Raw genomic sequence first — 24,662 nt, forward strand, 5'->3', positions numbered from 1 at the left:
GCTCGAAGACGATCCACGCCTGGGAACACCTGCGGCACCCCTGGCATTCCGCCCACGTGACCCGGCCCACCCTCACTCCTGGAAGCGATACCCCATCCCCGCCTCGGTCAGCAGGTGCCGCGGATTGGCCGGATCGTCCTCGAGTTTGCGCCGCAACTGCGCGAGGTAAACCCGCAGATAGTGGGTCTCGGTGGCGTACGCGGGCCCCCACACTTCGCGCAGTAACTCCTTGCGCCCCACCAGTTTTCCGCGATGGCGCACCAGCATCTCGAGCATGCCCCACTCGGTGGGCGTGAGGTGCACGGCCGCACCGTGTTTGGTGACCTTCTTCGCAGCGAGGTCGACGGTGAACGCCTCGGTCACCACCACCGGATCGTCGCTGCCGACATCGGCCGCCCCACGCCGCACCGCTGCCCGCAACCGGGCCAGCAGCTCGTCCATCCCGAACGGCTTGGTCACGTAGTCGTCGGCGCCCGCGTCCAGGGCCTCGACTTTGTCGGCGGAGTCGGTGCGCGCCGAGAGCACGATGACCGGTGCGGTGCTCCAACCGCGCAGTCCCGCAAGCACTTCGATGCCGTCCATGTCGGGCAGGCCGAGATCGAGGATCACCACGTCGGGGTGCTTTTCGGCGGCGGCCCGCAACGCGGCGGCACCGTTACCGGCGGTGATCACCTCGTACCCGCGCACGGTCAGGTTGATCCGCAACGCCCGCACGATCTGCGGTTCGTCGTCGACAACCAGCACGGTCGCGCCTGCCCGCGTCTTCGCGCCGGGCTCAGCGATGTCGGCGCGCGCCGCCGCCGCCCGACGGTCGGGCGCGGCGCCGACGTCGCCCGTCCCCGATGAGTTACCCATGTGCTCACTTTCCTCGGGGGTCGACAGGTGACGCGGTGGCGGGTGGGCCGGACGGGAGGTCCACGAGCATGGTCAGCCCGCCGCCGGGGGTGGGTTCGGCGTGGACGGTGCCGCCCATCGCCTCCACGAAACCACGCACGACCGACAGGCCGAGGCCGACGCCGGTGGTGTTGTCGCGGTCGCCCAGTCGCTGGAACGGCTCGAACAGGTCCTCTTCGGTGCCCGACGGTACGCCGCGCCCGGTGTCGACGACCGCGATCGACACCCGGTCGCCGTCGTGTTCGGCGGTGACGCGCACGGGCGTTTCGCGACCGGAATGGTGCAGAGCGTTGTCCAGGAGGTTCGCCAGCACGCGTTCGAGCAGCCCGCTGTCGGCGAGCACGGAAACCTCGCCGACGTCCACCTTCACCCGATCCATCGCCGCGCGCCGCAACCCACGCGCCCCCATCCCGACGCTGACCAGCGCTCGGTGCACTGCTTCATCCATGTACACCTGCCCCAACTGCGGGCTCACCACGCCGACTGCCAGTCGCGACGAATCGAGCAGATTGCCCACCAGCGCGGTCAATTGGTCGACGGATTCCTCGATCGCCTCGAGCAACTCGGCGGTGTCCTCGGCGGAGAACTCGATATCGTCGCTACGCAGACTCGACACCGCGGCCTTGGCCCCGGCCAACGGCGTGCGCAGGTCGTGACTGACAGCCGAGAGCAGAGCCCGCCGCAACCGGTCCGCTTCGAGCAAAGCCGCTGCGGCACTGGCTTCTTCGCTGAGTCGTTCCTGCCGAACAAGTCCCGCGGCCTGATTGGCGACGGCGTTGAGCACCGGCCGCTCCCCCGGATCGAGTGGGTGTCCGGCCAGCAACAGCACGCTGGTCGAGTCGCCCGCTTCGATGACGGTCTCGGCATCGCCGCGACGTGACGGTGGATCCGTGCCGACGTCGGCGACCACGACATCGCCGCACACCATGCTCACCGCCCGCTGACCGTAGGCCTCGCGCACCTGTTCCAGAAGTTTCGGCAGGTCGGCACCGTGCAGTACCGCCCCGGCGAACAGGGTGAGCAGTTCGGCTTCACGAGATGCCTTGCGCGCCTGCCTGGTTCGCTTCGCCGCGACATCGACCAGCGCCGCCACCGCGACCGCGACGATCAGCAACACCACCACGGTGACGAAGTTGTCGGGTTCGGCGATGGTGAGGCTGTAGCGCGGCGTGGTGAAGAACCAGTTCAGCAGCAGCCCCGACAGCAACGCCGACAGCGCGGCGGGCACTATGCCGCCCAGCAGCGCAACCGCGACGACGCCGACGAAGAACAACGCGCTGAGCCCGCCGAGTTCCAGGTACCCGTCCAGCGTCGCCCAGCAGATCGCGCTCACCAGCAACGGCACGACCATGGCCGCGATCCAGGCGAACAGCGGCTGACGCGCCCGCAGCGGATTGCGGCGCACGCCCTGGTTGGCCTGCTCGTGGGTCACCATGTGGACGTCGATCTTGCCCGAACGCTGCACCACCGTCGCGCCGATGCCCTCGTCGATCATCCGCGCCCACCGTGAGCGTCGCGACGTGCCCAGTACCAACTGTGTGGCGTTGGCGTCGCGCGCGAATTCCAGCAGCGCGCCGGGCACGTCGTCGCCGGTCACGGTGTGCAGCGAGGCGCCGAGTCCGGCCGCGAGTTCGCGCAGCCGAGCCATCCGCTGCGCGGACACACCAGCTAGTCCGTCGCCGCGTACGACGTGCACCACCACCAGTTCGGCACTGGACTTGGACGCGATCCGTCCCGCCCTGCGCACGACGGTTTCCGATTCTGCCCCGCCGGTGACCGCGACCACCACCCGTTCGCGCGCCTCCCACAGCTCGGTGATCTGATGATCGGCCCGGTATTTCGCCAGCGCCGCATCGACTTGATCGGCCAACCACAGCAGCGCGAGTTCCCTTAGTGCGGTGAGGTTTCCGGGTCGGAAGTAGTTGCGCAGCGCGGCATCCACTTTGTCGGCGGCATACACGTTCCCGTGAGAGAGCCTGCGCCGCAAGGCTTCCGGTGTCAGGTCGACCAACTCCACCTGATCGGCCCCGCGCACGATCGCGTCGGGCACCGTTTCGCGCTGCTCGATCCCGGTGATCTGCGCGACCACATCGTTGAGGCTCTCGAGATGCTGCACATTCACCGTCGAAATGACATCGATGCCCGCATCCAGGAGTTGTTCTACGTCCTGCCAACGCTTTTCGTGCACGCTGCCGGGCGCGTTGGTGTGCGCGAGCTCGTCGACCAACACCACCGCGGGCCGTCGCGACAGCACCGCGTCGACGTCGAGCTCGGGCAGTTCGGTCCCCCGGTAACCGACCATCTTCCTCGGCACCAGTTCGATCCCGGCCAACAGTTGCGTGGTTTTGACCCGCCCGTGCGTCTCGACCACCGCGGCGACCACATCGCGCCCGCGTTCGAGTCGTCGGTGGGCCTCGCCGAGCATGGCGTAGGTCTTGCCGACGCCGGGCGCCGCGCCGAGGTAGATGCGTAGTCGCCCGCGTTTCACCACCCCATCATCGCTGGTCGACCCGTCAACAATCCGCAAAGGCGGGGCCGCGGACCGCAAAGAATCCGTTAGGAAACGGTCGAGCACCCATCCGACGGCTTTGACTGCTCGGTGCGCCCCACGGTGGGGTGCGAGGAGGTCGGAAATGTCTGTCGTGGTGTTCACGGTGCTGACCGTGGCGATCTTCGCCCTGCTGGGCCTGATCCAGCGTGGGGTGGAGAAGCTGTGATCGCGAATCTGGTCGGGCTGGTGCTGGCCGTTGTGGTCGCGGTGTTCATGGTCGCGGCGCTGCTGTTCCCGGAGAGGTTCTAGGTGACGACGACTACGGCGGGGGTCGTGTTCGTGGCGGCCCTGGTTCTCGCGTTGGCCCTGGTGCATGTGCCGCTGGGCGACTACATGTTCCGGGTGTACAACGGCGACAAGCACTCTCGCGTGGAACGGTTGATCTACCGCGTCATCGGCGCGCACCCCGAGGTCGAGCAGACCTGGCCGGTGTACGCGCGCAGCGTGCTGTCCTTCGGAGCGGTCAGTGTGCTGTTCCTGTTCTTCTTCCAGCTCGTGCAGGGTTCGCTGCCGCTGCACCTGCAGGATCCGGACACGGAGATGACCCCGGCGCTGGCGTGGAATACCGCGGTCAGTTTCGTCACCAATACGAACTGGCAGAACTATTCCGGCGAGTCCACCCAGGGTCACCTGGTGCAGATGGCCGGGTTGGCGGTGCAGAACTTCGTGTCCGCGGCGGTCGGGATGGCGGTGGCGGTGGCGCTGGTGCGCGGGTTCGCGCGGCGTCACACCGGTGACCTGGGCAATTTCTGGGTCGATCTGGTGCGCGGCACGGTGCGGATCCTGCTGCCGATCGCGTTCGTGTTCGCGATCGCGCTCATCGCGGGCGGCGTCATCCAGAACTTCCACCTGCACGATCAGGTCGCGCAGACGGTCGGCGGCGCGCAGCAGACGCTTCCCGGTGGCCCGGTCGCCAGCCAAGAGGCCATCAAGGAGTTGGGGACCAACGGTGGCGGTTTCTACAACGCCAACTCCGCGCACCCCTTCGAGAACGCCTCGACCTGGACCAACTTTCTGGAGATCTTCCTGCTGCTGGTGATCGCGTTCTCGCTGCCGCGCACGTTCGGCCGGATGGTCGGTTCGGTGAAGCAGGGGTACGCGATCGTGGCGGTGATGGGCACCATCGCGTTGGTCAGCATTTCGCTGACCAACCTGTTTCAGCTGCAACACCACGGCACGGTCCCGACCGCGATCGGCGCCTCGATGGAGGGCGTGGAAACCCGCTTCGGCGTTGCTGATTCGGCCACGTTCGCCGGCGCGACCACTCTCACCTCGACCGGTGCGGTGAACTCGTTCCACGATTCCTACACCAGCCTCGGCGGCATGATGACGATGTTCAACATGCAGCTGGGCGAAGTGGCGCCCGGCGGTGTCGGCTCGGGCCTGTACGGCATGTTGATCCTGGCCGTGATCACGGTGTTCATCGCGGGCCTGATGGTCGGACGCACGCCCGAATACCTGGGCAAGAAGATCACGCCGCGCGAAATCAAGCTGGCGGCAACGTATTTCCTGGTCAGTCCGCTGATCGTGTTGATCGGCACCGCGCTGGCGATGTCGCTGCCCGGCGAACGAGCGAGCATGCTCAACAGCGGACCGCACGGCATGTCAGAAGTGTTGTACGCGTTCACTTCCGCCGCGAACAACAACGGCTCGGCTTTCGCGGGTCTGTCCGGCAACACCGAGTGGTACAACACCGCACTGGGTCTGGCGATGCTGTTGGGCCGGTTCGTACCGATCATCGTCGTGCTGGCGCTGGCCGGAACGTTGGCCAAGCAGGGCAGCACTCCCGCCTCGATCGGCACACTGCCCACACACCGTCCCCAGTTCGTCGGCATGGTCGTCGGCGTGACGGTGATCCTGGTCGCGCTCACCTTCCTGCCCGCCCTCGCGCTCGGGCCGCTCGCCGAAGGAATTCACTGAAATGACCGCTCCCACACTCGAATCCACCCAGTCGCGGCGCGTCCTCGACCCGAAGTTGCTGCTCACCTCCTTGCCCGATGCCGTGCGCAAGCTCGATCCCCGCACGCTGTGGAAGAACCCGGTGATGCTGATCGTCGAGATCGGTGCCGTCTGGGCGACCGTGCTGGCCGTCGCCGATCCGAGCTTCTTTGCTTGGTCGATCGTCGTATGGCTGTGGCTGACTGTCGTTTTCGCGAATCTGGCCGAGGCCGTCGCCGAGGGTCGAGGCAAGGCGCAAGCGGACTCGCTGCGAAAAGCCAAGACCGACACCATCGCTCGTCGCCTGACCGACTGGGCACCCGGCGCTCACCTCATCGAGGAACCCGTCCCGGCGACCGCTCTGCGTCGCGGTGACTTCGTCATCGTCGAAGCGGGTCAGGTCATCCCCGGTGACGGCGATGTCGTCGAAGGCATTGCGTCCGTGGACGAATCGGCCATCACCGGCGAATCCGCGCCGGTGATCCGGGAATCCGGTGGCGACCGTTGCGCGGTCACCGGCGGGACCACGGTCTTGTCGGACCGGATCGTCGTCGAGATCACCCAGGAACCCGGCGCCAGCTTCATCGACAAGATGATCGCGCTGGTCGAAGGCGCGAGCAGGCAGAAAACACCCAACGAGATCGCGCTCAACATCCTCCTGGCCGCACTGACGATCATCTTCGTGTTCGCGGTGGCCACGTTGCAGCCCCTGGCGATCTTCGCGAAGGCGAACAACCCCGGCGTGCCCGACACCGCGGCGTTGGACGCGCACGGCATCACCGGCATCGTGATGGTCTCGCTGCTGGTGTGCCTGATCCCCACCACCATCGGCGCTCTGCTCTCGGCCATCGGCATCGCCGGCATGGACCGCCTCGTGCAACGCAACGTCCTGGCCATGTCGGGTCGCGCGGTGGAAGCCGCGGGTGATGTGAACACGCTGCTGCTGGACAAGACCGGCACCATCACCCTCGGCAACCGGCAGGCAGCCGAATTCATCCCGGTGCCAGGCATTCTCGATGACGAACTCGCCGATGCGGCCCAGCTGTCGAGCCTGGCCGACGAGACCCCCGAGGGTCGATCGATCGTGGTCTTCGCCAAGGAGGTGTTCGACAAGCGCGAACGCAGCGCGGGCGAACTGCCCGGTGCCACCTGGGTGGAGTTCACCGCGCAGACCCGCATGTCGGGTGTCGACCTCGCCGACGGTCACCAGTTGCGCAAGGGTGCGGCCGGTGCCGTCACCGAATGGGTTCGCGCCCAAGGCGGTTCGGTTCCCGCGGACGCCGCGGCGATCGTCGACGGCATCTCTGCCTCCGGGGGCACCCCGCTGATGGTCGGCGAACTCCGCGACGGAACACCGCGCCTGCTCGGTGTCATCCACCTCAAAGACGTTGTGAAGCAGGGGATGCGGGAACGTTTCGACGAGATGCGCCGCATGGGCATTCGCACGGTGATGATCACCGGCGACAACCCCCTCACCGCCAAGGCCATCGCCGAGGAAGCAGGCGTGGACGACTTCCTCGCCGAAGCCACACCCGAGGACAAGCTCGCCCTGATCAAAGCCGAACAGGCAGGCGGCCGCCTGGTCGCGATGACCGGTGACGGCACCAACGACGCCCCCGCGCTGGCCCAGGCCGACGTAGGCGTGGCCATGAACACCGGCACCTCCGCGGCCAAAGAGGCGGGCAACATGGTCGACCTGGACTCGGACCCGACCAAGCTGATCGAGATCGTGGAGATCGGCAAGCAGTTGCTGATCACCCGCGGCGCCCTGACCACGTTCTCCATCGCCAACGACATCGCCAAGTACTTCGCGATCATTCCCGCGCTGTTCGTGGCCCTGTTCCCCGGCTTGGACGCGCTCAACATCATGCGGTTGGCCAGCCCGCAGTCGGCGATCCTGTCGGCGGTCATCTTCAACGCGATCATCATCGTGGCGCTGATCCCGCTGGCCCTGCGCGGTGTCGGGTATCGGCCCGGCAGTGCGTCGGCACTGTTGAGCCGCAACCTGACCGTGTACGGCCTGGGCGCGATCATCGCCCCGTTCGTCGGCATCAAACTCATCGACCTCGTTGTCCAACACCTGCCCGGGATGGCCTGAAATGCGCATGTCGACCTGGATCCGCCAGCACCTGGCCGCGTTGCGTGCGCTGCTCGTGCTGACCGTGATCACCGGAATCCTCTACCCCGTCGCGGTTTTCGCCGTCGCGCAACTGCCCGGGCTCAACGAGAACGCGAACGGCTCGCTGATCGAGCGGGACGGAAAACTGGTGGGCTCCAGCCTGATCGGGCAATCGTTCACCGATATCGACGGCAAGGCGATGGTGCAGTACTTCCAGATCCGTCCCTCAGCAGCGGGCGACGGCTACGACCCGATGTCCACTGGCGCAAGCAATCTCGGCCCGGAAGACATCGTCGACACCGCTGATCGCACCAGCCTGCTCACCGCGGTCTGCACGCGCAGTAGGGAGATCGGCGACCGCGAGGGGGTCGACGGTGCCCGCCAGTTCTGCACGAAAAATGGTGTGGGCGCGGTGCTCTCGGTGATCGGACCGCGTGATGCGAACGGGGACGTATCGGCACCCACGCGGGTGGTCAGCGTCAACGAACTGTGCCCGACGCAACCGTTCTTGAAGACCTTCCGTGGCGTCGCTGTCGAGTGCGCGCGCGAAGGCGAGGACTACTCGATCGGCCGGATCATCCCGATCCTCGGTGACGCCTCCCCCACGGTTCCCGCCGATGCCGTCACCGCCAGTGGCAGCGGCCTCGACCCGCACATCTCCCCCGAATACGCGGCCATCCAGGTCGACCGGGTGGCGAAGGCCCGCGGCATCACCGCCACGCAGGTCCGCGACCTCGTCGCCGCCCACACCGACGGCCGCACCCTCGGTTTCCTCGGCGAACCCCGAGTGAACGTCGTCGAACTCAACCTCGACCTCGACGCCCGCTACCCGTTCAAAGGCTGAACACAGTGAAGGGGCCGGACCCACAATGGATCCGGCCCCTTCACGCTCTGCGAACTACTCCTCGTCGGTGATCAATGCCCAACCTTCGGGCAGACCGGTCACGGTCACCGCGGACCCACACACCTCGAGATCCACCGTCACCCCTTCACCGAGCCGGAACTCCGACATCCGCACGCACCCCCACGCCGGGGGCACCTGCGGCCGCAAGGTCAACGTCTTGGCGGGCACATCGGGATCGAGTCCGAGGAACGACCGAACCAGCAGCAACGGTGCCGCGCTCGCCCACGCCTGCGGCGAACACGAGGTCGGATACGGCACGGGTGCGGCGAATCGCGACCGCGGGAACCCGCAGAACAACTCGGGCAGTCGACCGTCGAAAGCCGCTGCGGCATCGAGCAATCCACCCGACAACTTCGTCGCCAGTTCCACCGCGCCCGGCACATGCTGATACCGCATCAACCCGGCGACCGCGATGGCCGTGTCGTGCGGCCACACCGACCCGCTGTGGTAACTCATCGGGTTGTAGGCGCCCATATCCGAAGCCAATGTCCGCAGCCCGAACCCCGAATCCATCTCTGCGCGTGACAGATTCCGGATCAGGATCTCGGCGTGTTCGTTGCTGGCGATCCCCGACCACAGGCAGTGCGCGGCATTGCTGGTCAGCGCGTCGACCTGCCGTTTGCGCCCGTCCAAGGCCACCGCGTACCACCCGTAATGCGGTAGCCAGAACTGCTCGGCGAACTTGGTCCGCAGTTCGTCGGCCCGCTCCCGCATTCGCACGGCAAGTTCGGGATCGTCGAACTGGTCGGCCAGTTCCGCACGCGCCCGGAAGGCCGCGTACACGTACCCCTGCACCTCGGCCAGCGCGATCGGCGCCTCGGCGATATGTCCTGCGGCGTCGTTGATTCCGTCGAAACTGTCCTTCCACCCCTGATTGATCAGGCCGCGGTCGGTGGCGCGCACGTATTCGACGAAACCGTCGTCGTCGCGGTCACCGAAGTCGGTGATCCAGCTGATCGCCGCATCGGCCGCGGGTAGCAGGGTCGCGATCGAGGCCGGATCCGCGCCCCAGCGAAGACATTCCGCGAGTAACATCACGAAAAGCGGTGTGGCGTCGACGGTTCCGTAATAGATCTGACCGCCCAGCACCTGCCCGACCGAGGGCCCGCGCCGCATCTCGTGCATGATCCGACCCGGTTCCTCCTCGACGAGGGGGTCGATCGTCTGGCCCTGCAATTCGGCCAGCTGCTGCAAAGTGCCCAGTGCCAGATCGGTTTCCAGCGGCAGCGACATCCAGGCGGTGAGCAGTGAGTCGCGACCGAACAGCGTCATGAACCACGGCGCACCGGCGGCGACGAACGGCCGGTTGGTGCCGGAGTCGGTGTGGATCTGCAGAGCACCCAGATCGCTTTCGCTGCGACGCAAGATCTGGTTGAGCAGCCCCGAATCCGCGGAGATATCGGTGGCGGTGGCCCGCCAGGCCTGGATCTTGCGCACCGGCTCGCTGGCCCGGTACCGCTCGCCCACCGAACCCTGTGTCTGCGGTCGGGCCGCGGCGCCTGCCGGTTGGGCGGTGATCTCGGTCTGCCAGCGTCCGCCCGCGGGGACAACAACCCGCCAGATCATGGTGCCCGGCAACACCATCGGCTCCACGGTCGAGGTGAGCGCCAGGCCACGCGACAGATCCGCGCGGTCGTGCAGCAGCAGTTCGCCGTCGGCGGTGGTCATCTCCGCCCGACGCCCGTGCGTGCGGCCTTCCTTGACCGCGAACAGGTCGACGAAATCGGCGTCGACGTGCAGTTCCAGCACCACCGCCGTCGCCTCGCGGCTCATGTTCTCGAGGGTGACCACTTCGACCATGCCCTCGGCGACCAGTCGATCACGCACCACGAGCAGGGTGCTGTCGGCGCGACCCTGGCCCGGGGGCCTGCGCAGCACGAACCGTGCCGCGAAGGCCTCCGGACTCAGCACTGACAGCGGCTCGGGCCGTTTGCCGTCGATCATCAGCTCCCAGCGCGAAATCACCCTGGCGTCACGGAAGAACAGGCCCTGCGGCTTGCCCGGCTCGATATCGCCCAGCCGGTCGGAGAGGCAGAACGTGCCGCCTTCGACCAGTGTGATGTTGCCGCCACCGCCACCGAGCCCCGCGGGTTCCCCCGCGTTCAGCGGGCTCGGTGCCGAGACGCTGTCGGCGCTCATGCGCGCCCGGCGCCCGCCACCCCGACGGGCATCGGCATCGCGTACGCGGTGTCGTAGCCGATCGTGGTGCGCGCGAGCAGTTCCCGGTACACCTGTTCGTACCCGCGGCCCAGTGTGTCGGCGCCGAAGTTGTCGACCACGTGCTTGCGGCACACCGCCGGGTCGTAGGTCTGCACTTCGGCGATGGCGGCGGGCAGTTCGGACGGATCGTCACAGATCCGGCCGGTGACCCCGTCGACCACCACTTCGCTGACCGCACCGCCGCGCAACGCGACCACCGGCGTTCCGCAGATCATCGCCTCGATCATCACCATGCCGAACGGCTCCTCCCATCGAATGGGGAACAGCAGACACTTCGCCCCGGACAGCAGTTTACGCTTGGCGGCGGCGTCGGCCAGGCCGAACATCTGATCCTGGTCGGTCATGCGCGGGCGCACGAATTCCTCGAAGTAGGCCTTCTCCGGCGGCTCACTGCACTTGCCCGCCAGGATCAACGGCATCCCCGCGGCGTGCGCGGCGTCCAGGGCCAGGTGCGGACCCTTGTCGTCGCTGAAACGACCCAGGAACAGCGCGTAGTCCTGCTTCACCGGCTGGAACGGCCACTGATCGGGACGCAACGCGTTGTGCACGCGTCCCGCCCACGGCAGGTCCGGCGCCAGGGCGCGCTGCCGGTCGCTGATCGCCACGAGCGAGCATTCCTCGCCCAGTTCCTTGTAGTACCGGTAGCAGTCGTCCTGCACCGGACCGTGCACCGTGACCACCGTCGGCAAGCCGAGGTTGGCGTAGGCCGGCGCGTTCAGCGGGCCCGCGAAGGTGTGGTCGTGGACCAGGTCGATGCCTTCGGTATCGGCCAACCGCTCGATGGCGCGGCGCACCCGCAGCGCGTGCACGATCTCGGGGAACGGATCACCCAGACGCTCGGGCTGGATGCGGTCCCACAGCGGCACGAAATTCGCCTGGGTCCCGTCGTCGCCCGCACCGAACAGGGTGACGTGATGCCCACGCTCACACAGGGAATCGACCAGATCGGCGACCACGGCCTCGACACCGCCGTAGGCCTTGGGGGGAACATCGAAATACGGTGGAACGACCATGGCGATCCGCAGCGGACCACCGGGGGGATTGATCGAATAGAGATCGGACGCGGACAAACCGTTCGGCGTCATTGCCGACGTGTCTGCACTCATGACCTTCCTTCCAGGGACACAACCTCGCAACACTTGCGCGAACAAGAGATGGCCGTCCTCGGCGGAGGTGGAGACGAGAGCTTCACCGCCGTCCATGGGGCATGGTTGGCCTGGCCAGACGCGATGCGCACCGTTTCGGGTGCCCGTCTGAACAGAGGGGCCGTCTGGAAGGTACCCCGCTACCGCGGAGTAAACCAGCGTGTTGCTGGAAATGTTGGATATCGATTCCCTACCACTGCACGTGATTACGCGGTCAGCGGCGGTCTACGGCGTACAGACTTCAAGATCACCATGGTCAACGCGGTGAATCTTGCGAAGGCCGACGATGGTGAGCCTGGCCTTACAGCGCGTTTGCCGGTCGCGAAACCGGGGAAACCAGCGAATCGCCGGCGATCTACGGTCACGGTGCGCAGTCCGCCCGAATCTCCCAATCCACGCAGGCGATGCCGCCGAACTCCGCGACCACGAGCCTGCCCTGCCCGTGCGTGAGGTAGTCGATGAACTTCGCCGCCAGCGAGTCCGCCGGAATCTGACCGCCGGGATAGTCGTGGAAGGCGAACTCGGCCGAGTAGAACGGGTACGTCTTGGCGCGCACGGTGTCCCGGTTCGCCTCGACGCCGTTGATCTTCACCGACTTGATCGGGGCGTCGCGCACCGTCGAGGATTCGAGATAGCCGACGGCGCCGGGGTTTCTGGCGACGACGTCTGCCATCGCGGTGGACGTCCCCACTTCGCAATGAACCAGTTGTTGCCGTCCCGCACAGGGTTCAGGCCTGTACAGCGGCCGATCCCAGTCCAGCAAACGGTGTTCGAGCGCAAATCTGGATCCCGATCCGTATTCCCTGTCCACCACCATCACCGGCAGATCCCGGCCACCGATCTCCCGCCAGTTGCTGATCTGGCCGCGGAACAGTCGCTGAACCTGGTCGGTGGTCAGGTCAGTGACACCGAGATCGGGGTGCACTACCACCGAGAACGGCGCCACCGCGAACGCGTTGCCGGACAAGTCAGGGAAGGTATGACGTTTGGGCCCTTCACCGATCGCCACGATGTTCGGCGCCAACGCGGGCTCATTCAGATCCTCGAGACCGTCGGTCGTCCCCGTGAAGTCGAGCGCGAATGTCGCTCCGGGGCAGTTGCTCTCGAAGGAGCGGGCTGCTGTGCGGACCAGCGGCGCCATCGCCGTCGAGCCGACCAGTTTCACGTTGCCGCTGGCGCAGTAGTTCGGCAGCGGCGCGGTCCGCCACAGGCTGATCCCCAACTGAACCAGCACCAATGCCAACAGAAAGATGCTCAAGCCCACCAGAATCCGCGGCGGCCGCGAGTCGCTACGCGTGGACTCAGCCGTTCCACCGCGCAGGCCGGACAGCGTCGGCGGCGCGGTTTCCTCGGCGTTGCCCAACTTGTTCAGGACAGCGAGCACCTTGTAGTGGTCTTTGCGGTCCATCCGCACTTTCGGCAGGTCGATGACGCCGACCAAACCTGCGCCCTCACCCTCGACGCGACGCGCGATACCCGATGATGGCCCCAGGTTCTCATCCGGAATTCCCGTCAAGTCGGTTACCGCTACGGCGATTACCTTCCGTCCCGGAAACCGAAGGTGCAGGCCGACTTTAGGCCTTTGCTCGTCGTTGAGGGTGTAATCTTCCTTGGTGATAGGCGCCGAGCCAGCGTTCTCGATTCTGACCAGGACCAGCGACAGCCTGCGCAACTCCAACGTCGATCCGCCCTGGGGCGACGGGGTCTGCAGGTTGCGGAGAGCGCCGGTAACATCCGAGTCCGGCGACCCGTCACCTACCTCGGGGAACTGAACCTGGCCGGTTACTCGAGTGTCCATCTGCACTCGGTAGCCGATGAGTTTACGGCCGATGAATACATACTGGCGCAAGTACGCTGCGACGGCCACCACTACACCGAGTGCCGACAGTACAATCTCGATCGGAAAGTCACTCACAAAGTCCCCCGCTCACTCCCCAACACAGCGAGTTGTTTGTACCAGGCGCGAATTGCCCATCCACGGCGCGAAATCAAGTGTTGGGCAAGACTTCACCCAGTGGATTCCTGACACCAGGCGAGCAGCTCGTCGACCGGCCAGGTGTCGATCACCTTCTCGGCCGTGACTCCATGTGCCAACGCCCGTTCACATCCGTAACCCTGCCAAGCCAATTGGCCCGGCGCGTGCGCGTCGGTGTCGATGGAGAAGAAGCAGTCCATCTCGACGGCCAATTCGATCAGCCGGCCGGGTGGGTCGCGGCGTTCGGGGCGGCTGTTGATCTCGACGGCGGTGCCGTAGCGGCGGCAGGCTTCGAAGACCAGTTCGGCGTCGAAGGAGGACTCGGGGCGGGTGCCGCGGGATCCTTCGACCAGGCGGCCGGTGCAGTGGCCGAGGATGTCGACGTTGGGGTTGGCTACGGCGTAGACCATGCGTTTGGTCATGGTGACACTGTCGGCGCGCAGGTGTGAATGCACGCTGGCGACAACGACATCCAGGCGTTCGAGCAGGTCCGCCTGTTGATCGAGGGCGCCGTCGTCGAGGATGTCGACCTCGATGCCGGTGAGGATGCGAAACGGTGCCATCTGCTCGTTGAGTTCGGCGATCACGTCGAGTTGGCGCAGCAGCCGGTCGGCGGACAGGCCGTTGGCTACCTTGAGGCGCGGCGAATGATCTGTGAGAGCACAGTATTCGTGACCCAAAGCCGCCGCTACGCCCATCATCTCGGCGATCGGACTTCCACCATCGGACCAGTCCGAATGCGTGTGCAGGTCACCGCGCAGCAGTCCGCGCAACTCATCACCCGCCGGTGCGATCGGCTTCGCGTCCTTGCGCAGCTCGACCAGATAGTCGGGAACCTCACCGGCACAGGCTTGTTCGATGATGGCGGCCGTCTTGGGCCCGATCCCGGCCAGCTCACGCCAACTGTGTTCGCTTGCGCGAGTATCGAATTCGTCCGACGACAACCCGGCGACAACATCGGCGGCCCGCCGGTAAGCCTTCACCCGGTGCGTTTCCGCGCGACTGCGCTCGAGCCAGAACCCGACCTCACGAAGCGCCGCCACCGGACCAGGACTCGCCGCCGACGTCATCGCGGCTACCAGGTTTCCCTCAGTGCGCCGCCCTCCAGGGCGGTGGTGAAAGTGGACGAAGGAGGGCCGCCAAACCCCGAGCGCGGCCTAGGCGGACAGTCCTGCTGTTCGATGTACTGGCCGACGATCGACAGTGGCGCACCACCGACCGAGCCCGCGAAGTAGGAGGCGGACCACAAGCGGTTGGCGCGCCAGTAGTGGGGATCGAGATCGGGGAACTCCTGCCGCAGACGTCGCGACGTAACACCTTTGAGGCTGTTCACGAGTCGAGACAACGCCACCTTCGGTGGGAAGTCGACAAGTAGGTGTACGTGATTGGCCTCCCCGTTGAACTCGACGAGTCGCACTTCGAAGTCGTCGCATACCGCCCACATGATCTCTTCCATCCGTTCCAGGTGTCGGTCAGCGAAGACACGGTGCCGATATTTGGTGACGAAGACCAAGTGCGCGTGGAGCAGAAACGTGCAGTGTCTACCTGTACGGATGTCACTGTACTCACTCATAGGCCAATATGATACACTGCCGGTTGTGCAGCTCCGGTACTCGTTTCGCTTGGACCCGACACCGGGCCAGCGGATCGCACTGTCTCGGGCGTTCGGGTGTGCACGGGTCGTGTTCAACGACGCCATCGCCACGCGCCGGACCGCATATCTGGCCGGAGAGAAGGTCCCGACCGACGCAGCATTGTCGAAGGCGCTTACCGAGGCGAAGAAGATCCCTGAACGCGAGTGGCTGAACGAGGTGTCCGCGCCCGTGCTGCAACAAGCGTTGGCGGACGCGAACCGAGCTTCCCGCAATTTCTTCGACTCGTTGTCTGGCAAGCGAAAGGGCCGCAAGGTCGGTGCGCCCCGGTTCCGGTCGCGCCGGAACTCCAAGCAGTCGATCCGGTTCACCGCGAACGCCCATTTTCGGGTGCTGGACAATGGCTGCCTGCGACTGCCGAAGATCGGCGAAGTGCCGGTGCGTTGGTCCCGCGTGCTGCCGTCGACACCGTCGAGTGTCACGGTGATCCTGGATGCGGCCGGGCGGTATCACGCCTCGTTCGTCGTGAAAGTCGGCGAGCGTGAGTTGCCGACGACCGAATCTCAGGTGGGGATCGATTTGGGGTTGACGGACTTCGCGGTCCTGTCGGACGGGACGAAGATCCCAGCACCCCGACTCGGACGCAAGGCGGCGGCGAAACTGCGGACGGCACAGAAGGAGCTGGCGCGCCGTCAGAAGGGATCGGCCAACCGGGCGAAGTCGGTCCGCAAGGTCGCCAAGGCGCACGCCCGTGTCGGGGACACCCGGCGGGACTGGCTGCACAAACTGTCCACCACGATCATCCGCGAGAACCAAGCGGTGTACGTGGAAGACCTTGCTGTGTCCAGCCTGGCCCGCACCAGGTTGGCGCGGTCGGTGCTCGATGCGGGCTGGGCCAAGTTCGCGATGATGCTGGAGTACAAGGCGAAACTGCACGGTCGCACGTTCGGGAAGGTGAACCGCTGGTTCCCCTCTACCCGGATGTGTTCGGAGTGCGGGGTGATCGGCGAGAAGAAGCCACTCAGCGTGCGGTCATGGACGTGCATGTGCGGCGCGGCCCACGACCGGGACGTGAACGCGGCTCGGAACATCCTGGCGGCCGGACGGGCCGACAGCCCAACGCCTGTGGAGACGATGTCAGACTTCGGCTTGCCGGAGCAGTTGTCGATGAAGCAGGAACCCGCCGGGAACGCCGCGTGAGCGACGTTGACCGGGATCCCCGCCGTCTTACGGCGGGGAGGACGTCAATTGATCCGGCCGTACTTGAGGAATGCGACACCGTCGGCGTATACCCGGCTGGTGATCACCCGGAACCGTTCGGGCGCGGGCAGTTTCGCGCCAGCACCGAACAGCGGTTTGCCGGTGCCGAGCACCACCGGGTGCAGTTTCAGGAAAACCTGGTCGATCTCGGGCAGCAATGCCTGCGCCAGTTCACCGCCACCACAGAGCCAGATGCCAAGCCCCTCTTCGCGTTTGAGCGCGCGCACTGCAGTGATCGGATCATCGGCGATCAGTTCCACCCCGGGCGCGGGCGGTTCGGGCAGCGTCGTGGACACCACGTACTGCCGCAGGTGCTCATACGGGCTCGCGGTGCCCGTCCGCACCCCGAAGTCGTGGGTTTTGCGCCCCATGATCACGGTGTCGAAGTAGATGTTGCCCGCCGCGATCCCGCGCGCCTCGCGCACCTTGGTCGGCAGCGTTTCGGGGTACTGCGAGATGATCGCGGGCCCGTGATCACCGCCGACGGGGAAGAAATCCAGTGTCCCGTCCTCGGCGGCGATGAACCCGTCGATCGTCGATGCCACGAAATAGGTCAGCTTGCGCATAACGTCCTCCCTGCACGGACCCGGCCTGTCACGACCTGTCGGGAGAAACGTTACCGCGTGTCCGAGACCCTGTTGTCGGCATTCGGACACCGCCCTTCTCCAGGAGCCAGGGATCGTGAGAAGTCATGCCTGACACGTGCCGTCTCAGGTCTCAGATAGTCTCTGAGGCATGGCTGCAGCACTGTGCCCCGGTTCCTTCGACCCGGTCACCAACGGTCACCTCGACGTCTTCGTCCGCGCCGCCGCGCAGTTCGACGCGGTGATCATCACCGTGAACGTGAACCCCAAGAAACAGGGCATGTTCACCGTCGAAGAGCGCATGGAACTGCTGCGTGAAGCCGTGGCACACCTGCCGAACGTGCGGGTGGCGTCGTGGCAGGGCCTCACGGTCGATTTCGCCAAGCAGGAAGGCGTCAGCGCGATCGTCAAGGGACTGCGCGACGCCGGCGACTTCGGCTACGAACTGCAGATGGCCCAGATGAACCACAAACTGGCCGGCGTCGACACCTTCTTCATCGCCACCAACCCGTCGTTGAGTTTTCTGTCCAGTTCGCTGGTCAAGGAAGTAGCGGCCCTGGGCGGTGACGTGAGCGACATGCTCCCACCCGCAGTCCACAAACGCCTGCTGGACCGCCTCGCGGAACGAAAAGGTTAGTCGAGCTTCCTTATTGGTGACAGTCCAGCGATCACGGTGAAAGATTGTGCGTGGATCGCTGGTCGAGCCCGGAATCAGCCAGTCCATTCCTTCGACGCAGACGAGTGCGAGTCGCCGCTGCAGGCGTCCGCCCCGCTTGCGCTGGTGACTGATCGGCAGTCACAATGTCGCACGAGCGACAAACAACCAGGGGGACGTTAGTGCTGGACGATTTGATTGCCGCAGGCTGCAGGGACGGCGCCTACATCCGGAAACTGGCGGAGGTTGCAAACCAAGTTCTGCACTGCACCCCGGACACCACCACGGGCCTTGATCGCACGAAGATGATCACCATTCGGGCGAACCGCTCGGGCAGGGTGATCGACTTGAGAATCTCGTCGGACTGGCAATCCCGGCTCGAGTCCGAACAGCTCGGTCAAGCCATCGTCGAGGCGTCGCAAGCTTGTTTGCTGGTCAGTGTCAAGGGGATGACGGCTAGGGCCGTCGAGAGTGGGTTGATCGAGAAGCTGGAGTCCGTCGATCCCTCGACGCTGGCACCGATGCCCATCCCCAAGTTGCCATACGGCCCTCCGCAGTTCCCACCAGATGTGATGGTTGACCAGATGCTCACTGAGCAACCAGCGACGCCGGAAACGTTTTCCGCCGAGGCGGAGGTCGATGGCGAGTACCCGGTCGCAGTGACGCTGAACTCCCGGCGAATCGTCGGCTGCGTGCTCGACAACACATGGGCTCGCCGCGTCGGCGCCGACTCGATCAGCTGGGCGGTCATGGAGTCGTACAACATCGCATGGGACGAAATGCAGCGAAATCCAACCCGTACGCTCGCGGGTTTCAAGCTGGCCGACGATGCGCTGCGGCAGCTCACCAGTCTGATTCAGCGCTGATCGAAAGGGAAGGTGGAACGCTTTGGCTCCCACATCGAAGCAGCTCGAGGTTGCCCTGGGTGCCCTCCGGCAGGACGCAACGATCTGGAATACATCAGCAACAGAGATGAACGGTCTCAATACCTCGATCAGCGAACTGAACTTCGGCCGGATCGAGGCGGGACTGTTTCAGGGGCCGGTGAGCGCGCACGAGAAATTGGTCGAGAAGCTTGCGGCGCGGTGCCGAGAAGCTTCCGGCGAGTTCGATGAGGTCGGTTCGACGCTACTGGTGTGCGCCGACACATACGAGGCCGAAGACCTGGCCGGAAAGCACGCATTGGCAAATCTTTGGTAACGAACAACGGGGGATCTCGTGGAGTTTGACACTGGCCTGTTCAAATCGACCGTCGATCAGCTGGAGAAGCTGGCCAAGAACATCAAGGACGCTATCGATACCCTTATCCCAAACGCGAGGGACCGGGGGCTGTCTGCTCTCGACGGGGGGATTCTCGACTTCATCGGTTACCCGGCCCGGCAGATCGTCATCGACGTTGCGGAGCGGATGATCGAGGTCTGCAAGGCTATCTGGAACAAGCTGCTGGAGATCCTGAAGGGTGCGTTGGCACCGATCTTCATGTTCGAGCGCGGAATCGGCTGGGGTATGGCGAAGGGCAAAGCTGCCGGGATCAAGACCGACGTCGACCCGAACAATTTGCCCGCCATCCGCAGCTGGAAGGGCGACGCACAGGTGTCCTACATGAGGACGGCCACCTCCCAGGGCGCCGCAGCGGGCAAGGTCGCCGAACTCTCTGAGAAGGCCCGCGATGTGATGCTGGAAACCGCAGCCGCGGGACTGGCCTTCTACATCGCAATGGCGCAGATCACGACCTCGTTCGTGGTGCAGCTGGGCGCCGAAATCGCCGCGCTGGCAACTGGCGTCGGTGCTTCCGCAGGGTTGGTCGGATTCCTCGCAACCGCCGGGATCACGACGGCCCAGATCACAGCAGCCTGCGTGGCGATCGGCGTCATCACCGCACAGCAGGCGAAGTCGATCTCATCGCTGGAAGCTGCCGTCAACGACAACGATGGCTTCCCAGTGGGATCGGATGGCAAGCGGCATTGGCCCGACTCCCAGGCGCCTACCTTCGCCGATGCCAGCGTCAACGGCAACCAATTGAAGTGGAGGATCGCCGGTGGATAGACCGGGCGCCAACGTCAGCCGGTCCCATCAACGGGACCGACTGGTGCCCCTGACGTTCGCCGCTGTGTCGGCTTTCCTGTCGATCGGAGGCATCGCTGGCATCGTCAACATCCCCCCGCTCGACGCCACCATCTTCGGCTGCACCCTGATCGTCCAGGTGATCGGCATGATCGCCGGATGGCGAGGGTATCCGCGGGGGTGGGCGAGAACGGCTCTGCAAGTTGCGATTTCGAGCTGCTTCGGAGCCATATCCCTGGTGATGATCATGCGGTTCGTCGATGACGACGACAGCGGGGCGTTCCTGCTGTTCTACCCGATGATCCTGATCGGACTCTTCCTGCAGGCCTCCATCTTGCTTCGGCGAAAGTAGCCCGAAACGCGTAGAAACCTCCCGCCGACTTTCAGACTGTCCGCCACTGTCCTCTGCACGTCTACTTGTCCGGCAGTGTTGCTTCGACCGCTTCGGCGGCCTCTCGAATGTGGTCGCAGGCGCGCCAATCGGTTTCCGGCGAGTTGGATATGCGGATTTGGATCACACCGTCCGGGCCGTCCATGGCGATGTAGCACGCACTGGCGGACTTCGAGGTGTACGAAACGGCCGGACGACTACGAACGGTGGTGTCCTGGGAACCCTCAAATCTCTTCGCCCGAACTTCATCGAGAGTGATGCCTGACGACCATACGGTCATGCTTCCCACTCGCCGCATCTGATCGCTGAATCGAGACTTCTCGAGTCGCTCGAATTCACAACCAATAAAGGCGTAGTCGTCGAAGACGTAGTCGTTCCGTTCGCGACTCAGTGGCGCGAAGCCGAGACCTTCCGGCACTGAATCCGGGACGGAGAAACACGGGTCGTGCTCGACGGTAATCCCGGCACGGGCTGGCTGATGTGGCGCGGGCTCCACTGTCACTCGCATCGAAACCGCAGCTGTCGAGGGAGTCCCGGACGGGCCAGATGGCTGCGAGTCGCCGGTTCCGCAGGCGGCGAGAACGACTGCTGCACAACAGGCTCCGCCAGCACCAATCAGCTTGCGTAGGCTCATGATTGGCCGCCCAACATGCCAGCCTGGTGTTGTAGTCGTCGCTTGTTCAGGTCGTCGGCTTCGGTGGTCATTTTGCCGGCGGTCAGAAATCCTGTCTGGATCTCGTAGATGCCGTCGATGAGCTGGTTCAGCACATGCTTGCCTTCGGTGGCCTTCCAGATGAACCCCGCGCGCAGCTCTTTGGCTGAGTCGAACCCGCCGAAACTTCCTGCTGCCTCAGCCTCATCCAACGAATCCCGTATCGCGACGATCTCGTCAATCATCAATCCATACCATTCAACGATCGCGCGCACCCCGTGCTCGTTGTACTCGAATGTGCCGCTCGCGGCGACTTCCCGAAACGCACCGATCTGTGCCTGCCCGTAATCGATCTTCGGTAGCTGCCCACTCATGACACACTCCTTCGCTGATTGTCGGATCGCAAACCAGCATGTCGGCGGAGTTCCTGGGCGATCCGGGCAGTCGATGCCGCGGTGACGATGGTTTCGTGGTTGCGCACCTCGACCAGGTAGCGCCCGGACGCGAACTGCCCGGATGGGATATCGATCCAGGACAGGTAGTGGGGCGGCCACGGTCGGTTGCTGGTCAAGTCCCGCTCGATGATGAGTTGGCCTTCGGCGCTGCGGGGTATCCGGGCGAGTTTGCGAATTCTTTCGTCCACCGGGAGGCGCCCGTCGCCGGTCCGGCCCCAGCTGGTGGGTGGCTCATCGCCACGAACTCGCGGCGTGTAGCCCAGCATCGACCCGGCGCCGCCAGGTTCGGCGGATGGCATGGTCGCCACTACGTGCGCGGCAGCAGCGAACGGGTCGGCCAAGACGAGGCGGATGGGTCCGCTGTGCTCACGGGGTCCTGGCTGTTGGTGCAGGATGACCGCCACCCGCTCGTCGATGGCGGCATGGGTCCTGATCTCGTAGCCGTTGGATGTAGTGCCGAAGCAGCGAATCCGACTGGTCGGGCGTGCGAGTGTTTCGAAGACGGGTCGCAATGCTGCGATGGCAGGGGTGGCGAAACGTTGACCGAATGCCCGCGTTTGCAGGGTGTATTCCGCGACGGTCGTCGCGGTCTCCTGGATTCGTAACGGGTCAGGGAATCCGAACTCGTCACCGTCTGCGACGGTGCGCCACAACCAGGCGAATTCATCCGCGGAGAGGTCCAAAGATGTGCGTGCAGTCACCGCGTACCAGGCTCGGGCTCAGCGACACCAGCGGCGGTGCCGGTATCGGTTTCGGTTGGGCCCCAGTCATATTGGCTCAGCAGTGCCGCGACCTCCGCGGACATCGCGGGCTCAACTGTGGCGGTGGACCCGGTTCCCTGCGAGGTCTCCGTAGTCGTTGACGGGGATGCCGGAGTGTCTTCGCGATCCCGCGCCGGGCGCTCGACGTTGCCAACCAGTGTCGGTGCAGGGTTATTCGGTGCCGGTTCAGGCGAGACCGAGACTGGTTGGTGCGAGACCGGCATCGATACTGCTGCCGTCGGCGCGGGCTCTGAAGTATACCCCTGAGCTGAATTCGCTTCGGCAGCAATAGTTTCGCCACCGAGGACTGAATCGTAGGCGGTGATTCCTTCGAGCCAGTCAGGCTTAACTCCGCGGAGATACCCCGGCGAGGTATGTTCTTCGTCGGGTTCGCCGCGTCGTTGGCCCGCTCCGGCGCCCCCCATCGGCCCCATCATCGGCGAACCAGCCGGGCGTGCGGCCGAGCCGCCGCCAGCAGCGGCGGTCGACGCCACATTGCCAGGTGCGGGTTGGCCAGGCACTGGAGCAGCCGGCGCACCGACACCCAGCGACCCACCAACTCCAGAGCCCATACCTGCAGATCCACTGCCGAGCGATGTTGCCCCTGGACTGCCCTGGGGTGCCGAACTCGGCGAAAGTGTCGCCGGTGCGGTGCCCGCTGGTGCGGTCTGCGCTGGCTCCTCCGAAGTGGCGCCATCAGATCCCGCGCTGGACTGACCTGAAACGGCACTGGACGAATCGCCTGCATCTGCCTGCTCGCCCGTGTCGGTGGGCGTGCCGTCCTCGCCACCCGGCGTCGCGGGTGACCCATTTTCGGGCGAGTTGTTCCACGAGCCATCAGTACCACCAGTGCCACCAGGAGCGCCGGCACTGCCCGGACCGCTCGAATTGCCTTGCGCGCCACCGTCTCCTGTCAATGCAGCAGGAACGAAGCTATACGCGGGAACGCCCGATCCCGCAGGCGGATATCCGGGCTTGTAGATCGAGTTCATCGCGGCCACATTCGCGGCTTTGACTTGTTTTTCGGCTTCCCGGTCCGTGGTGACGGTCGCTGGATTGGGTATGCCAGGGATGAGGGACTGTGCGGGGTTGTTCGGGTCGACGGTGAGCATCGGCGTCGGAAGCTGCTGCACGGCGGTGCGCACGGCTTCGGCCGTGTAATAGAGCTGTTCGGCGCGACCGGTGACTGCCGAGAACACCTGCGAGATTTGGTTGGCGACCTGCCCGAGCCGAGTCGCTGCCGCCGCCGCTGCGTCTCCCGCTTGTCCGGTGAGTGCGCCGTCGTTCAGCAATGCCAATACGCGAGTTTGCATTCCGATCGACACTGTCCCGAGGTCCGATGTCGCCGAATTCCACACTCCACGAATGGTTTCCAGGCCGGCGACTTCCATGCCACCCGGCCCATGCACCGAGTTGTAGAGCTGTTGAGCAGGCATACCTTCAAATCGTTCGTCGGTGACCGCGTAATCCGAATCCGTGCCCGCACCCTTGCCCACGAGGGCTTCGGTGGCAGCCTTTACTCGTTGCTGGGTCGCTCCGAGCTGCTCGACAATCTGCTGCCCCGCGTCGGTCGGCACTGGCCCGATATCGAGAATGATCGGCAGAACACCGCCGATCCCGCTGGAATCCCCGCCCATCAGTCTTCCCCCACTGCTTTAGTCAACCGCTGATTGTCGGCCAGCTTAGTGCATGTCTAGACGGCGCGGTCGACGGTGCGCAGGCCGGTTCGAGCAAATCGGACCGCACAGTTTGCGCTCACTAATGACGCCTCCGGCCATGGCGGCTAAGCCACGGGCAGGCGAAAGAGTCCTCGGAGGGCGAGGAAGCGCATCAAGCCAACAGCGGCGGTGATGCCGAGAACTAGGAGCGCTTGGACCCCGTCGCCCAAACCGGGCGCCCAGAAGTCCAATCCGGCCAGACACGCGGTGGTGATCGCGAGCCCGATCAGCGCGATCCCGCCACCCTCCCACTGTGCGGTGAACCAGGTGACTCGGTCGGTGGCGTGGAACGTGAGCTGGCGGTGGAACTCGTTGGCGATCACCGTGCTGACCACCGAGCCGGCCACATTGGCGACCAGTGGGCCGACGCCGTACATCGTGAAGAACAGCAGCACGTAGGCGATATTGCTCGATCCGCCGACCAGCGCGAATCGGAAAAGTTGGGGTAATGCGCGATCGCCGCGCAGGTACGTCAACGCGCCCGTGAACTGCGGGCGCAGCGCGGGTGTGACTTCACTCGGTGCCACCACGGGGAACGGGCCGGTCCAGGGAGTGAACATGCCCGCCACGTGCGACACCGGACTCCTAGGACTCTCCAGGAGGGTCATGTTTCGACTCCGATCCCATGAACAGACGTCGAGAGTTACAACAGCAAAGGGTGTGCGGTGCTTCCCGGCGGACGGCGTTGTCGTGCTTACCGATGGTAGCCGAAGTGGAGGGGTTCACTCCACTTGATATGTGTGCGATCTTGGACACTGTCGCGACACACCGCGCCGACATTGGG

The 24,662-nt window shown here is 65.1% G+C and carries 23 protein-coding genes; 10 read left to right on the forward strand and 13 right to left on the reverse strand.

Going from position 1 to position 24,662, the window contains the following annotated elements; genetic code table 11:
* Nucleotides 1–72 precede the first annotated feature (72 nt).
* The gene (locus ACFWU5_RS01495; RefSeq protein WP_379240671.1) at nucleotides 73–855 is read right to left on the reverse strand and encodes a response regulator; all 783 of its coding nucleotides are present in this window, start codon (nucleotides 853–855) and stop codon (nucleotides 73–75) included.
* 4 nt (nucleotides 856–859) lie between these two features.
* Nucleotides 860–3,382 (reverse strand): ATP-binding protein, encoded by a 2,523-nt coding sequence (locus tag ACFWU5_RS01500; RefSeq protein ID WP_379240670.1) that lies wholly within the window; start codon nucleotides 3,380–3,382, stop codon nucleotides 860–862.
* A 100-nt stretch (nucleotides 3,383–3,482) separates the two neighbouring features.
* Between ACFWU5_RS01500 and ACFWU5_RS01505 the strand changes: the two genes are divergently transcribed.
* The 4 genes from ACFWU5_RS01505 to ACFWU5_RS01520 all read left to right on the forward strand — a co-directional run bounded on the left by ACFWU5_RS01505 (nucleotide 3,483) and on the right by ACFWU5_RS01520 (nucleotide 8,346).
* Nucleotides 3,483–3,611 (forward strand): hypothetical protein, encoded by a 129-nt coding sequence (locus tag ACFWU5_RS01505; RefSeq protein WP_379240669.1) that lies wholly within the window; start codon nucleotides 3,483–3,485, stop codon nucleotides 3,609–3,611.
* An 83-nt stretch (nucleotides 3,612–3,694) separates the two neighbouring features.
* Nucleotides 3,695–5,365 carry a potassium-transporting ATPase subunit KdpA gene (kdpA, locus tag ACFWU5_RS01510; protein WP_379240668.1) on the forward strand — a complete coding sequence of 557 codons (1,671 nt, stop codon included), beginning with the start codon at nucleotides 3,695–3,697 and terminating at the stop codon, nucleotides 5,363–5,365.
* Between the two features lies 1 nt (nucleotide 5,366).
* The gene (gene kdpB, locus ACFWU5_RS01515; protein ID WP_379240667.1) at nucleotides 5,367–7,481 is read left to right on the forward strand and encodes a potassium-transporting ATPase subunit KdpB; all 2,115 of its coding nucleotides are present in this window, start codon (nucleotides 5,367–5,369) and stop codon (nucleotides 7,479–7,481) included.
* Nucleotide 7,482: 1 nt separating this feature from the next.
* Nucleotides 7,483–8,346, forward strand: coding sequence for a potassium-transporting ATPase subunit C (locus tag ACFWU5_RS01520; RefSeq protein ID WP_379240666.1), 864 nt, complete (start codon nucleotides 7,483–7,485; stop codon nucleotides 8,344–8,346).
* 54 nt (nucleotides 8,347–8,400) lie between these two features.
* Here the strand turns inward: ACFWU5_RS01520 and ACFWU5_RS01525 are convergent, their stop codons facing one another.
* The 5 genes from ACFWU5_RS01525 to tnpA all read right to left on the reverse strand — a co-directional run bounded on the left by ACFWU5_RS01525 (nucleotide 8,401) and on the right by tnpA (nucleotide 15,319).
* Nucleotides 8,401–10,545 (reverse strand): glycogen debranching N-terminal domain-containing protein, encoded by a 2,145-nt coding sequence (locus ACFWU5_RS01525; RefSeq protein ID WP_379240665.1) that lies wholly within the window; start codon nucleotides 10,543–10,545, stop codon nucleotides 8,401–8,403.
* Nucleotides 10,542–11,711 (reverse strand): glycosyltransferase family 4 protein, encoded by a 1,170-nt coding sequence (locus ACFWU5_RS01530; RefSeq protein WP_379240977.1) that lies wholly within the window; start codon nucleotides 11,709–11,711, stop codon nucleotides 10,542–10,544. Before ACFWU5_RS01530 ends, ACFWU5_RS01525 begins: the two co-directional genes overlap by 4 nt.
* A gap of 421 nt (nucleotides 11,712–12,132) precedes the next feature.
* Nucleotides 12,133–13,569: a substrate-binding domain-containing protein gene (locus ACFWU5_RS01535; RefSeq protein ID WP_379240664.1), complete on the reverse strand. Its 1,437-nt coding sequence runs from the start codon at nucleotides 13,567–13,569 to the stop codon at nucleotides 12,133–12,135.
* Nucleotides 13,570–13,778: 209 nt separating this feature from the next.
* Nucleotides 13,779–14,816, reverse strand: coding sequence for a PHP domain-containing protein (locus ACFWU5_RS01540; protein WP_379240663.1), 1,038 nt, complete (start codon nucleotides 14,814–14,816; stop codon nucleotides 13,779–13,781).
* Between the two features lie 5 nt (nucleotides 14,817–14,821).
* Entirely contained in the window at nucleotides 14,822–15,319 is a 498-nt protein-coding gene (tnpA, locus tag ACFWU5_RS01545) for an IS200/IS605 family transposase (RefSeq protein WP_379240662.1), read from the reverse strand.
* On the opposite strand from tnpA, the gene ACFWU5_RS01550 reads away from it, so the two are divergent.
* Nucleotides 15,246–16,538 carry an RNA-guided endonuclease InsQ/TnpB family protein gene (locus ACFWU5_RS01550; protein WP_379266196.1) on the forward strand — a complete coding sequence of 431 codons (1,293 nt, stop codon included), beginning with the start codon at nucleotides 15,246–15,248 and terminating at the stop codon, nucleotides 16,536–16,538. The two genes, tnpA and ACFWU5_RS01550, sit on opposite strands and share 74 nt — an antisense overlap.
* 44 nt (nucleotides 16,539–16,582) lie before the next feature.
* On the opposite strand, the gene ACFWU5_RS01555 is transcribed toward ACFWU5_RS01550, so the two are convergent.
* Entirely contained in the window at nucleotides 16,583–17,164 is a 582-nt protein-coding gene (locus ACFWU5_RS01555) for a dihydrofolate reductase family protein (protein WP_379240660.1), read from the reverse strand.
* 169 nt (nucleotides 17,165–17,333) lie between these two features.
* Between ACFWU5_RS01555 and coaD the strand changes: the two genes are divergently transcribed.
* The 5 genes from coaD to ACFWU5_RS01580 all read left to right on the forward strand — a co-directional run bounded on the left by coaD (nucleotide 17,334) and on the right by ACFWU5_RS01580 (nucleotide 20,253).
* The gene (coaD, locus tag ACFWU5_RS01560; RefSeq protein WP_379240659.1) at nucleotides 17,334–17,819 is read left to right on the forward strand and encodes a pantetheine-phosphate adenylyltransferase; all 486 of its coding nucleotides are present in this window, start codon (nucleotides 17,334–17,336) and stop codon (nucleotides 17,817–17,819) included.
* A gap of 200 nt (nucleotides 17,820–18,019) precedes the next feature.
* On the forward strand, nucleotides 18,020–18,703 hold the full coding sequence (locus ACFWU5_RS01565) for a hypothetical protein (RefSeq protein ID WP_379240658.1): 684 nt from the start codon (nucleotides 18,020–18,022) through the stop codon (nucleotides 18,701–18,703).
* A 22-nt stretch (nucleotides 18,704–18,725) separates the two neighbouring features.
* Nucleotides 18,726–19,037 carry a hypothetical protein gene (locus tag ACFWU5_RS01570; protein WP_379240656.1) on the forward strand — a complete coding sequence of 104 codons (312 nt, stop codon included), beginning with the start codon at nucleotides 18,726–18,728 and terminating at the stop codon, nucleotides 19,035–19,037.
* A gap of 18 nt (nucleotides 19,038–19,055) precedes the next feature.
* Nucleotides 19,056–19,883 (forward strand): hypothetical protein, encoded by an 828-nt coding sequence (locus tag ACFWU5_RS01575; protein WP_379240655.1) that lies wholly within the window; start codon nucleotides 19,056–19,058, stop codon nucleotides 19,881–19,883.
* A gap of 43 nt (nucleotides 19,884–19,926) precedes the next feature.
* Nucleotides 19,927–20,253, forward strand: a complete 327-nt coding sequence (locus ACFWU5_RS01580; RefSeq protein WP_379240654.1) for a hypothetical protein — start codon at nucleotides 19,927–19,929, stop codon at nucleotides 20,251–20,253.
* 61 nt (nucleotides 20,254–20,314) lie between these two features.
* Here ACFWU5_RS01580 and ACFWU5_RS01585 read toward each other — a convergent pair whose 3' ends face one another.
* The 5 genes from ACFWU5_RS01585 to ACFWU5_RS01605 all read right to left on the reverse strand — a co-directional run bounded on the left by ACFWU5_RS01585 (nucleotide 20,315) and on the right by ACFWU5_RS01605 (nucleotide 24,486).
* Nucleotides 20,315–20,926 carry a DUF3558 family protein gene (locus ACFWU5_RS01585; RefSeq protein WP_379240653.1) on the reverse strand — a complete coding sequence of 204 codons (612 nt, stop codon included), beginning with the start codon at nucleotides 20,924–20,926 and terminating at the stop codon, nucleotides 20,315–20,317.
* A complete protein-coding gene (locus ACFWU5_RS01590; protein ID WP_379240652.1) occupies nucleotides 20,923–21,318 on the reverse strand; it encodes a hypothetical protein in 396 nt (131 codons plus the stop codon). Before ACFWU5_RS01590 ends, ACFWU5_RS01585 begins: the two co-directional genes overlap by 4 nt.
* Nucleotides 21,315–22,100 (reverse strand): ESX secretion-associated protein EspG, encoded by a 786-nt coding sequence (locus tag ACFWU5_RS01595; RefSeq protein WP_379240651.1) that lies wholly within the window; start codon nucleotides 22,098–22,100, stop codon nucleotides 21,315–21,317. The genes ACFWU5_RS01590 and ACFWU5_RS01595 overlap by 4 nt, the downstream gene beginning before the upstream one ends.
* Nucleotides 22,097–23,797 (reverse strand): hypothetical protein, encoded by a 1,701-nt coding sequence (locus ACFWU5_RS01600; protein WP_379240650.1) that lies wholly within the window; start codon nucleotides 23,795–23,797, stop codon nucleotides 22,097–22,099. The genes ACFWU5_RS01595 and ACFWU5_RS01600 overlap by 4 nt, the downstream gene beginning before the upstream one ends.
* A 146-nt stretch (nucleotides 23,798–23,943) precedes the next feature.
* On the reverse strand, nucleotides 23,944–24,486 hold the full coding sequence (locus ACFWU5_RS01605) for a GtrA family protein (RefSeq protein ID WP_379240649.1): 543 nt from the start codon (nucleotides 24,484–24,486) through the stop codon (nucleotides 23,944–23,946).
* Between the last annotated feature and the right edge of the window lie 176 nt (nucleotides 24,487–24,662).

The organism is Nocardia sp. NPDC058640 (assembly GCF_042716995.1).
Lineage (GTDB): Bacteria > Actinomycetota > Actinomycetes > Mycobacteriales > Mycobacteriaceae > Nocardia.

What these genes read in the sequence shown, in the direction of transcription:
- ACFWU5_RS01525 (WP_379240665.1), bottom strand. Translation starts at nt 10,545, where the DNA reads ATGAGCGCCGACAGCGTCTCGGCACCGAGCCCGCTGAACGCGGGGGAA.
- ACFWU5_RS01535 (WP_379240664.1), bottom strand. Translation starts at nt 13,569, where the DNA reads ATGGACACTCGAGTAACCGGCCAGGTTCAGTTCCCCGAGGTAGGTGAC.
- ACFWU5_RS01600 (WP_379240650.1), bottom strand. Translation starts at nt 23,797, where the DNA reads ATGGGCGGGGATTCCAGCGGGATCGGCGGTGTTCTGCCGATCATTCTC.
- tnpA (WP_379240662.1), bottom strand. Translation starts at nt 15,319, where the DNA reads ATGAGTGAGTACAGTGACATCCGTACAGGTAGACACTGCACGTTTCTG.
- ACFWU5_RS01520 (WP_379240666.1), top strand. Translation starts at nt 7,483, where the DNA reads ATGCGCATGTCGACCTGGATCCGCCAGCACCTGGCCGCGTTGCGTGCG.
- ACFWU5_RS01530 (WP_379240977.1), bottom strand. Translation starts at nt 11,711, where the DNA reads ATGACGCCGAACGGTTTGTCCGCGTCCGATCTCTATTCGATCAATCCC.
- ACFWU5_RS01590 (WP_379240652.1), bottom strand. Translation starts at nt 21,318, where the DNA reads ATGAGTGGGCAGCTACCGAAGATCGATTACGGGCAGGCACAGATCGGT.
- kdpB (WP_379240667.1), top strand. Translation starts at nt 5,367, where the DNA reads ATGACCGCTCCCACACTCGAATCCACCCAGTCGCGGCGCGTCCTCGAC.
- coaD (WP_379240659.1), top strand. Translation starts at nt 17,334, where the DNA reads ATGGCTGCAGCACTGTGCCCCGGTTCCTTCGACCCGGTCACCAACGGT.
- ACFWU5_RS01540 (WP_379240663.1), bottom strand. Translation starts at nt 14,816, where the DNA reads ATGACGTCGGCGGCGAGTCCTGGTCCGGTGGCGGCGCTTCGTGAGGTC.
- ACFWU5_RS01555 (WP_379240660.1), bottom strand. Translation starts at nt 17,164, where the DNA reads ATGCGCAAGCTGACCTATTTCGTGGCATCGACGATCGACGGGTTCATC.
- ACFWU5_RS01495 (WP_379240671.1), bottom strand. Translation starts at nt 855, where the DNA reads ATGGGTAACTCATCGGGGACGGGCGACGTCGGCGCCGCGCCCGACCGT.
- ACFWU5_RS01585 (WP_379240653.1), bottom strand. Translation starts at nt 20,926, where the DNA reads ATGAGCCTACGCAAGCTGATTGGTGCTGGCGGAGCCTGTTGTGCAGCA.
- ACFWU5_RS01605 (WP_379240649.1), bottom strand. Translation starts at nt 24,486, where the DNA reads ATGACCCTCCTGGAGAGTCCTAGGAGTCCGGTGTCGCACGTGGCGGGC.